At 61.8% G+C, this 9844-nt stretch carries 10 protein-coding genes; 7 read left to right on the top strand and 3 right to left on the bottom strand.

Translation table 11 applies throughout. The annotated features are described in order from the left end of the window. Positions 1-323: YkvA family protein (locus NEZ08_RS13415; RefSeq protein ID WP_298107472.1), on the top strand; the 323-nt coding region annotated here is incomplete at its 5' end. Between the two features lie 90 nt (positions 324-413). Here NEZ08_RS13415 and NEZ08_RS13410 read toward each other — a convergent pair. The 3 genes from NEZ08_RS13410 to NEZ08_RS13400 all read right to left on the bottom strand — a co-directional run bounded on the left by NEZ08_RS13410 (position 414) and on the right by NEZ08_RS13400 (position 3843). Next, the gene (locus NEZ08_RS13410; RefSeq protein ID WP_298107471.1) at positions 414-1589 is read right to left on the bottom strand and encodes a TAXI family TRAP transporter solute-binding subunit; all 1176 of its coding nucleotides are present in this window, start codon (positions 1587-1589) and stop codon (positions 414-416) included. Positions 1590-1614: 25 nt separating this feature from the next. Then, positions 1615-2322, bottom strand: a complete 708-nt coding sequence (locus NEZ08_RS13405; RefSeq protein ID WP_298107470.1) for a hypothetical protein — start codon at positions 2320-2322, stop codon at positions 1615-1617. A gap of 546 nt (positions 2323-2868) precedes the next feature. Further along, positions 2869-3843, bottom strand: coding sequence for an NADPH:quinone oxidoreductase family protein (locus tag NEZ08_RS13400; RefSeq protein ID WP_298107469.1), 975 nt, complete (start codon positions 3841-3843; stop codon positions 2869-2871). A 164-nt stretch (positions 3844-4007) separates the two neighbouring features. On the opposite strand from NEZ08_RS13400, the gene NEZ08_RS13395 reads away from it, so the two are divergent. The 6 genes from NEZ08_RS13395 to argG all read left to right on the top strand — a co-directional run bounded on the left by NEZ08_RS13395 (position 4008) and on the right by argG (position 9838). Continuing rightward, positions 4008-4853 (top strand): SDR family oxidoreductase, encoded by an 846-nt coding sequence (locus NEZ08_RS13395; RefSeq protein WP_298107468.1) that lies wholly within the window; start codon positions 4008-4010, stop codon positions 4851-4853. Between the two features lie 133 nt (positions 4854-4986). Continuing rightward, positions 4987-5559: an invasion associated locus B family protein gene (locus tag NEZ08_RS13390; RefSeq protein WP_298107467.1), complete on the top strand. Its 573-nt coding sequence runs from the start codon at positions 4987-4989 to the stop codon at positions 5557-5559. 70 nt (positions 5560-5629) lie between these two features. Next, a complete protein-coding gene (rlmN, locus tag NEZ08_RS13385; protein WP_298107466.1) occupies positions 5630-6859 on the top strand; it encodes a 23S rRNA (adenine(2503)-C(2))-methyltransferase RlmN in 1230 nt (409 codons plus the stop codon). A gap of 157 nt (positions 6860-7016) precedes the next feature. Then, positions 7017-7514 carry a hypothetical protein gene (locus NEZ08_RS13380; protein ID WP_298107465.1) on the top strand — a complete coding sequence of 166 codons (498 nt, stop codon included), beginning with the start codon at positions 7017-7019 and terminating at the stop codon, positions 7512-7514. Positions 7515-7557: 43 nt separating this feature from the next. Continuing rightward, on the top strand, positions 7558-8334 hold the full coding sequence (locus NEZ08_RS13375; protein WP_298107464.1) for a phosphatase PAP2 family protein: 777 nt from the start codon (positions 7558-7560) through the stop codon (positions 8332-8334). Between the two features lie 166 nt (positions 8335-8500). Then, on the top strand, positions 8501-9838 hold the full coding sequence (gene argG, locus NEZ08_RS13370) for an argininosuccinate synthase (protein ID WP_298107463.1): 1338 nt from the start codon (positions 8501-8503) through the stop codon (positions 9836-9838). Positions 9839-9844: the final 6 nt, after the last annotated feature.

The following is a 9844-nucleotide window of genomic DNA, read 5'->3' as shown; positions in this document are numbered from 1 at the left end:
ATCCCGAAGGCGTGCGCCGGCGCTTCTGGGCAAAGTTCAAGCGCGTCGCCGCCGGTCTGCCCTTCGCGGAAGACCTTCTCAGCGCCTATTACTGCGCGTTCGACCGCAATACGCCACGCCACGTCCAGGCTGCGCTGCTAGCGGCTATCGCCTATTTCATCCTGCCGTTCGATTTCATTCCGGACATGCTGCCGGTGCTCGGCTTCACCGATGATGCCGCCGTGCTCGCCACAGCGATTCGTCTGGTGGCGGCTCACATCACGATCGAGCATCGCGAGGCTGCGCGCGCCGCATTGAAACGGAGCCTCGCATCGAAGGTCTGATCGACCAGCCCCGCATAAATGATCAAGGGGCCCGACGCGATGGTCACGTCGGGCCCCCTGCTGCTCTCCCTGCTTTTCTTTCTTAGAGCATCATCGCGATTTCGGCGCCGGTGCCTGGGCGCGGGCATTCTGTTCGACTTCCCACGCCTTGAACTGCTTGAACAGCGCTTCCTTGTCCGCCTCCGACGGCATTTTTCCCGCCACCGAGCTTTGCTTCAGGAACGCGTCGAACTTGCTGCGGGAAAGCGGCTCGATGCCATGCGAGTCGAGCCATTGCTGGGCGGCCGGCAGTCGCGTCCAGCCGGGCAGGGGCGCAGCGAGCGAAACCTCTTTCCACTTCGGATGGAAGGGCGGATGCTGGAATTGCGGGAACTTGGTGAAGAACGCATCGACGAAATTGGCGATCTTGCGGTAGCGGTCGGTATTGGGCGCCCAATTATAGGCCGCGAGCAACGCCGGCACTGCGATGGTGTCCACCGATTCACCTTCCGCGATCAGGTTGGGATAGTCCTTGGAGGTGAGGGTGGCCGGCAGATAATCGCCCTGCAACGGCTTCTCATAGTCCACCTTCACGAGATGAAAGCGGCCATCATTCTTGAAGTTCGAAACCGACTTGTAGGGCTTGCCGCCGACGACGATCACAGCGTCGACTTCGCCATTCTTCAGCTTCTCCATCGCGATCCGCTGTTCGATGTAGACCCAGTTGGCCTTCACTCCGAGCCGCTCGGCCACCGTCAACACGGTGACGAAAGTTGAGCCGTTCGGCAGGTCGACGCTCACCGTCTTGCCCTCAAGGTCCCTCAGGCTGTTGATGGACTTCGGCGCGATGATCTGCATTTCCTCGTTGTAGAGCTTGGTCACGTAGGTGAACTGCTTCTTGATGTCCTTCGCAAAGCCCTTGCGCTCGAGATAGTCGAGCGTATCGGCGCGTACGATGCCGATGTCGACTCCCTGCAGGAACAGGATGTCGGCGACGCTCTGTACGGAACCGCGCCCGACGATCGGAAGTACGCGCAACTTGTTTCCGTCGTCGAGCACGGAGGCGAGGTCGGCGCCAATCTGGACATAGGTGCCGCCGATCGTCCCGGTGATGAGTGTCACGGTGTTGGCATTCAACGCTTGCTTGGTTGAAGCGGAGCCGAACTGAAATATGGCCTTGAGGCTGTCGGACACCTTGGCGGGGTCAACAGTGCCTTCTTCTGCGCGTGCCGCGAAGCCGAGCGCCAGCATCGTGGCAACAAGTGCCATACCAATCAAACGTCGCATGTTGTCTACCCCTGAATGAAGACGATTATTGCAATTGACTGAGGCGCCGCTGCGCGTCAGTCGAGCCAAGCTGGGCGGCGCGCTGATACCAGTTGCGCGCCATTGCGGGATCCGACGTGATGTTGCGGATATCCTGTGATCCCAGCACGGCAGGATCGTAGGTCTCGGCCAGCATCAACGCTGCGGCGGGATCCTGCCCTTCGGCCGCGCGCTCGAGCAGCAGGCGTGCAGCCGCGATATCGCCCGATGCGAGCATGGCCCTGGCCCGGGTCATCAGGCTATCGAGTTCGGCCGCATCAATCCGCCTTGACGGCGCAGTTGCCGGGACCGCTGGTGGAGGGGCCACGGGCACGATGGCCGTAGGTGCGGCCGTCGCCACGGTCGTGGTCGGCTGCTGGACTTCCGCGGGCGCCAGATTCTGGTGCGCGGTCTTCAGTGCGAGTGCGATTTCATCGCGCGAGGGCAATGGCGCCGCGGTCGCCAGCGCCGGGCCCGCGACCATCGCCGGTGTGCTTGCCACCGCGGCTGCGGCCGCCTGAGGCGGCGGGGCTGCCGGTGCCGCAGCCTGGCGAATATCGGCGGAGCCGATCAGCGATGCTGTCGCGTTGGCAAAGACCGGGAACGGATTCTTGACGGCAACGAACGTCGCGACCAGCGCCGCACCTGCAAAGGCGGCGGTCTTCAGCAGCCGCGAGCCCCTTTTGCGCGGACGCGCAAATTTCGAAGAGAGCAATTCATCGTCGGAACCAGACAGAAAAAGTGGAACGGAATCGTCTGGCAGGAATTCCTCGCGGGTCGCGATAGATCGCGAAGGATGTTGCGACCTCAATTGCGAGCCGAACGTGTCAAGGTCTACCGGTTGTGCGTACCGGTCTTCATATGAGGCGTGGTCCGAGTCATACGGAGTATCGTACGGGTTGTAGCGGCTCCCCTGCGCCATGGTGATGCCTCCCATTACTACGCAACGTCGGGCATGCCGGCAGCATCAGTTCAGCGCCCCTGCCCGTTACTGAAAGCTTTAAAACGCATTTTGAATCCGACCAAAAAGCGACGTTCATGGTCTCGATTTGGGAGATATTTTGATTTCATTTAGGCATTGCAACGCGACGTTGCCGGCCGACTCGCGGCGTCTACGTGGCTCAAATGCGGAGAAGCTGTGGCAAGCTCCCCAGGCTGACACAAGTTGGCACAACTTGCGTGGCCAACGGCCGGCGAATCGGTACCGCGTCATCTAATCATCGTTAATGACGTCGCTCAACCGTCACGAACGTCGGCCGCATCACGGATGCAGGATCACTTTCCCCATCGCTTTGCGGCCGGCGAGTACCTTCAGCGCATCGGCGGTCTGCGCCAGCGGGAAAGTGCGATCGACATGGGAGGAAATCTTGCCTTCTGCCGCCCATTGTACGAGCCGCTCCAGGTTGGCGCGGTTCTTCTCCGGATTTAACCTCGCCCAGGCGCCCCAGAACACGCCTCTGATGTCGCAGCCTTTCAACAGCGCGAGGTTGAGCGGCATTTTCGGAATGTCGCCGGCGGCAAATCCGATCACCAGAAAGCGGCCTTCCCAGGCGATCGAGCGCAGAGCGGCCTCGGCATAGTGGCTACCGACCGGATCAAAGATGATGTCGACGCCCTTTCCGCCGGTGAGACGGCGTAGCCCTTCCTTGAGGTCCTCAGTCGCGTAATTCAAGCCGAGTTCGGCGCCATGCGCCTTGGCGAATTCAAGCTTTTCATCGGATGAGGCGCAGGCAATCACCTTCAGTCCGAGCAATTTTCCGAGTTCACAGGCGGCCAGCCCCGTGCCGCCGGCCGCGCCCAGAACCGCGAGTGTCTCGCCTGGCTTGGGGCTCGCACGATCCTCCAATGCATGCAGCGCGGTGCCGTAGGTGATGATGACGCCGGCGGCACGGTCGAAATCGAGCTCCGCTGGAATCTTGACGATGGATGTCGCCGGCAGCGCGATCTTTTCCCGCGCGCCGTTATGGCCGCAGGAAGCGATGACGCGATCGCCCGGCTTCAAGCCTGTCACGCCGCTGCCGACGCTCTCGATGATGCCGGCCACTTCGGCCGCCGGTGAGAAGGGGAAGGGTGGTTTGACCTGATACTTGCCCTGGATCATCAGCAGGTCGAAAAAATTCAGTGCCGCGGCCTTGATCACGATCGCGGCTTCGCCCGGTCCGGCCACGGGATCAGGCACCTCCGTCAACACGAGATCGTCGGGACCGCAATATTGCGAGCACAGAATGGCCTTCATGGACACCACCGGTTTTCAGACGCACTGTCGATGCGGCTAATTTGTCATTGCGGACGAAACGAAGCAATCCATCCGTCTCGGATCTGCCGCCGGTCGTCTCGCTGATAGAATGCTGGAACGGCTGAAGGACATAGACCCGAGAAATAGGCCTGAGGAATAGAACAATGTTTGAAAAAGATCTGCTCAAAAACAAGCGCATCCTCGTCACCGGCGGCGGCTCCGGCCTCGGCGCCGCGATGGCCCGAAGGTTCGCGGAGCTCGGCGCCGAATTGATCATCTGTGGCCGCAGGCTGGAGGTGCTCGAGGCGACCGCTGCCACCATCCGCGCAGCGCTTGCCGCAAAGGTTCGGGCGCTTGCGTGCGACATCCGCGATGGCGTTGCCGTCGAAGCCATGATGGAAGCCATCTGGCGTGACGCGCCGCTCGATATTCTCGTCAACAACGCGGCCGCCACCTTCCTCGCCCGGACTGAGCAGCTATCCTTTCGGGCGGCGGACGCGATCCTCGCTCCCACCCTGCATGGCACGATGTACTGCACATTGGCCGCCGGCAGGCGCTGGATCGAAGCGAGTCACAACGGCGTGGTGCTCAGCATCCTTTCGACGTCGACCATTACCGGGCGAGCCTTCACCGTGCCGTCGGCGATGGCGAAATCGGCCGTGCTGGCGATGACCAAGAGTCTCGCCGTCGAGTGGGGGCCCAAGGGCGTCCGCACAGTGGCGATCGCGCCGGGCGCGTTTCCAACCGCGGGTGCAACGGGCCAGCTTCGCCCCGAGGGACGCGATTCGAATTGGGCCGCGCGCAATCCGCTTGGCCGCACCGGCGAACATCGCGAACTCGCCGACCTCGCCAGCTTCTTGATTTCTGATGCCGGTGGCTACATCAACGGCGAAATGGTGGTGCAGGACGGCGGCGCACATCTGCGCTCCTCGGGCGCGGAAGACCTGCTGGGTTGGACCGATGCGCAGTGGGAAGCCCAAAGAGCGGCGCGTTCGAAGGGCCGGACTTAAGTCTTAAAGCTGCGGCCAAACCCTTCCGAATCGGACGCTTACCGTCTATCCATCGCAGCTGTGACCATGCGGTAGCGGGCCATCTTCCAGTCACAATGATGCGGGACCAGATTTCGCGATGTCCGTGCGGGGAATGCTGACAGCTTCGATTGCCGCGGCGCTTTTCTGCGCCGGTGTAACCCATGCCCTGGCGCAGCCAAACGCGAAGAGCTCCAAACCCACGACGGCCAGGGCCGAGCCTGCGGTAGCCGGTAGCAGCGAGCCGACGCTGATTGGCCAGTTTGGCACCTGGGGCGCCTATATGGCGATGCCAAACGGCAAGAAGGTTTGCTTTGCATTGGCAAAGCCGTCTTCCTCGAAAACCAATCCGCCGAACCGGCCGCGCGATCCGGCCTATGCCTTCATCTCCACCCGTCCCGCCGAAAAGGTCGTCAACGAGGTCTCGATCATGATCGGCTACACGCTGAAGCCGGGATCCGAATCGACCCTGGAGGTCGGCGGCGCATCCTATGCCATGTACACGCAGGGCGACGGCCTCTGGATCAAGAACGCCGCCGAGGAGGAGCGGATGGTGGAAGCCATGCGCAAGGCCGCCGATATCACCGTCAGAGGTGTCTCCGCCAGGGGCACGGAAACCACCGACGTCTTCTCCCTCAAGGGGCTTTCGCAGGCGCTGGACCGGGTCGCGCAGGACTGCCGCCGCTAGGTCGTTTTCGATCTTTGAATCCGCGTATTGATGCCTTTCCACGAGGTCGCGGAAGGCCTATGTGATGGCCATGATCGAGACAACAACCAGCATTTCCGGCCAAACTCACGCTTCGGCCCACGTCGCCTTGGAAAAAGTGCCGCTGGAATCCTATGTGCCGCCTGCAAAGCCCTCGCTGATCGGATTATCGCGCGTGGAGCTTGCCGAAAAACTCGGCGGGCTCGGGATCGCGCCGGCGCAGCGCAAGATGCGCGTGCAGCAGCTCTGGCACTGGATGTATGTCCGCGGCGCGCAGAGCTTCGAAGCGATGACGTCCATCTCCAAGGAGATGCGCAAGGAACTCGAGCGGCACTTCACCGTGGCGCGGCCCGAAGTGGTAGCCGAGCAGATATCCAACGACGGCACCCGCAAGTGGCTATTGCGCCTGCCGGGCGGCGACAAGCTCGAGAAAGCGCACGAAGTCGAATGCGTCTACATTCCTGAGACCGACCGCGGCACGTTGTGCGTATCTTCGCAGGTCGGCTGCACGCTCAATTGCGCGTTCTGTCATACCGGCACGCAACGTCTGGTGCGCAATCTCACAGCGGGCGAAATCGTCGGCCAGATCATGGTGGCACGCGACCGGCTCAACGACTGGATCGATCGCGAGACGCCGAATGGCAATCGCCTCGTCACCAACATCGTGATGATGGGGATGGGTGAGCCGCTCTATAACTTCGATGCGGTGCGGGACGCCCTCTTGATTGTGGCCGATAACGAAGGCATCGGCATTTCCCGCCGACGCATCACCCTGTCGACCTCCGGCGTCGTGCCAAACATCAAGCGGACCGGCGAGGAGATCGGCGTGATGCTCGCGATCTCGTTGCATGCCGTGCGCGACGAATTGCGTAACGAACTGGTGCCGCTCAATCGCAAATACCCGATTGCCGAATTGCTGCAGGCCTGCCGCGATTACCCCGGCGCTTCCAACGCCCGGCGCATCACTTTCGAGTACGTCATGCTCAGGGGCGTCAACGATTCCCTTGAAGACGCCAAATTGTTGGTGAAACTGCTCAAGGGAATTCCGGCCAAGATCAACCTCATTCCGTTCAACCCATGGCCGGGTACGGCCTATGAGTGCAGCGATTGGCAGCAGATCGAGAAATTCTCCGAGTACATCTTCAACGCGGGTTATTCGTCGCCAGTGCGGACGCCGCGCGGCCGCGACATCCTCGCCGCATGCGGCCAGCTGAAGTCGGAGACCGAAAAGCTGTCGGCACGCGAACGGCAGGCGCTGCGCGCGATGGCTATGACGGATTGAAGATGGCGGCGGTTCCTTCCGTCATTGCGCGGCGCGCAAGTGACGAAGCGATCCACATCCTGTTTGACTTTGCTGGATTTGATCGCCGAGCCTGTCATCGGGCGCGTATTTCGCGCGACCCGTTGGCTCGCAATGGCCGATGCGATGGTAGTTCGTCATGGCGCTGATCGGCCGCTTGTTCGTCATTCTCTTCGCCTTCCTCGTTGCCAGCTTTGTGGCGGGAATGATCGTGGTCGCCGCAATCATGTTTCCGGAGTTCTCCGATCTGGGAGCAGGACCGGTCGATCCCGGCGTCTTGAACGTTGTCCTGGGCTTCGGCTTCATCTTCGTCAGTGGCTTTGCGCTGGTTCCGGCGATGGTCGTGGCGGCCATCACCGAAGCCTTTAATGTCCGCGGTGCGCTGACCTATGCGGTCGGCGGCGGGTTGGTCGGGCTCGCGTGCTATCTCGGCCTCGTCCCCTTCGATCCCGAGCAGCTTCGCTTCGAAGGCATCGTGCGGCGGCATCTCGAAATCATGACCGGGGCGGGAATTGTCGCCGGCGTCGTGTACTGGATGATCGCAGGCCGCAATGCCGGCGCCTGGCGTCTGCCGCCGCCGAAGCTTCGGCCGCCTCCGCCCATGCCGTCACAGTCACCTTCGCCCCCACCCTCGTGAAGGCGTCTTTTCATTCCGTGCGGTCTCGGCTAAACCGCGCGCCATGAACCGGACCGGGCTGATGATCGCGCTGGCGTTGGCGCTTGTGGTCGGATTGCTGTTCGGGATTTATCCCGAACTCGATCTGAAACTGGCGTCGCTGTTCTATGACCCGCCGACCCACTCGTTTCCGGTAAAGTCCAATACGCTCGCGGTGATCGCTCGTGACGGGGCGATGTGGATTTCCTGGGGCTTTGCACTGCCGGCCATCGTCGCAGTGGTTGTAAAACTGGCGCGTCCGGATCGGCCTCTGTTGGTGTCGGGCCGCGCGATCGTCTTTCTTCTGCTGACGCTCACTCTTTCCGCGGGTGTGCTGACCAATCTCACCTTCAAGAGCTATTGGGGACGGCCCCGTCCGATCACTGTGACCCAGTTCAACGGCACCCAGACTTTCGTGCCATGGTGGGACCCGCGCGGGCGCTGCGCGCACAATTGTTCGTTCTTCTCGGGCGAAGGCGCGACGGCGTTCTGGACCTATGCGCCGGCAGCGCTCGCGCCGCCAGCATGGCGGCCCGCCGCCTACGCCGCCGCAACCGTGTTCGGCGCGACGACGAGCCTGCTCAGAATGGCCTTTGGCGGCCATTTTTTCAGCGATGTCGCCATCGCGGGGCTGGTGACATTTCTGGTGATCTGGCTGATGCACGGCTATATCTACCGCTGGCCCTCGACCCGGCTCACCGACGAGGCGGTCGATGCGGCGCTGACGCGGCTGGCGTGGCCCGGATATCGGGTCTTGCAACGATGGCGCGGCCGTCATGTCAGAGAAAAACCGTCCGTGTAAGCCTTAATCGCTATTAATGCGTGCCCGTTGCTGCAGTTTCTGATATTCGCGGCCTCGAACATCTGGTGCCGCGTCTCAATTTGAATTCCTGCATTTAACCCGTCGCTGGTGGTGCAGGAACTTCAAATAGGCGGCAACAGCCAATTTGCGACCGATTGGAAGCTCCATGAGTACGATCCTGAAAAGCCTTCCCAAGGGCGAGAAAGTCGGCATCGCTTTTTCCGGCGGTCTCGACACCAGCGCAGCGCTGTTGTGGATGAAGCAGAAGGGCGCCCGCGTCTTTGCCTACACGGCAAACCTCGGCCAGCCGGACGAGGCCGACTACGAGGAGATTCCCCGAAAAGCACGCGAGTTCGGCGCCGAAAAAGCGCGCCTCGTCGATTGCCGGATGCAACTGGTCCACGAAGGCATCGCCGCCATCCAGTCCGGTGCCTTCCACATTTCGACGGGCGGCATCTCGTACTTCAACACGACGCCGCTTGGCCGCGCGGTGACCGGCACGATGCTGGTGTCGGCGATGAAGGAAGACGGCGTCAACATCTGGGGCGACGGCTCGACCTTCAAGGGCAACGACATTGAGCGGTTCTACCGTTACGGCCTGCTCACCAATCCGAGCCTCAAGATCTACAAGCCCTGGCTCGACCAGCAGTTCATCGACGAACTCGGCGGCCGGGCGGAAATGTCGGCCTTTATGACGTCGAGCGGATATGCCTACAAGATGAGCGCCGAAAAGGCCTATTCGACCGACAGCAATCTGCTCGGCGCGACCCACGAGGCCAAGGATCTCGAGAGCCTCGATAGCGGCATCGCGATTGTCAATCCCATCATGGGCGTGCCGTTCTGGCGCGACGACTGCGCCGTCAAGGCGGAGAAAGTCATTGTGCGTTTTCAGGAGGGCCAGCCGGTCGCACTGAACGGGCAGAGCTTTGCCGATCCGGTCGCGCTGTTTCTTGAAGCCAACGCCATCGGCGGCCGGCATGGCCTCGGCATGAGCGACCAGATCGAAAACCGGATCATCGAGGCCAAGAGCCGCGGCATTTACGAGGCGCCCGGCATGGCGTTGTTGCACATCGCCTATGAGCGTCTCGTCACCGGCATCCACAACGAAGACACCATCGAACAATACCGGATCAGCGGCATGCGCCTTGGGCGATTGCTGTATCAGGGACGGTGGTTCGACTCGCAGGCGCTGATGCTGCGCGAAACCGCGCAACGCTGGGTGGCACGCGCTGTCACCGGCGAGGTGACGCTCGAACTGCGTCGCGGCAACGACTATTCGATCGTCAATACCGAAAGCCCGAACCTGACGTATCAGCCGGAGCGTCTGAGCATGGAGAAGGTGGAGGATGCCGCTTTCACGCCGGCAGACCGCATCGGCCAATTGACCATGCGGAACCTCGACATCACCGATACCCGCGCCAAGCTCGGCGTCTACGCCAAATCGGGCTTGATCTCGATCGGGGAGGGTTCGCCGATCCTGCGGCTCGAAAGCGATAAAGAGTAGAGCGGA

It is taken from the genome of Bradyrhizobium sp. (genome assembly GCF_027451485.1).
Classification (GTDB): Bacteria; Pseudomonadota; Alphaproteobacteria; order Rhizobiales; family Xanthobacteraceae; genus Bradyrhizobium.
This window is presented reverse-complemented; position numbering and strand designations above follow the sequence as displayed.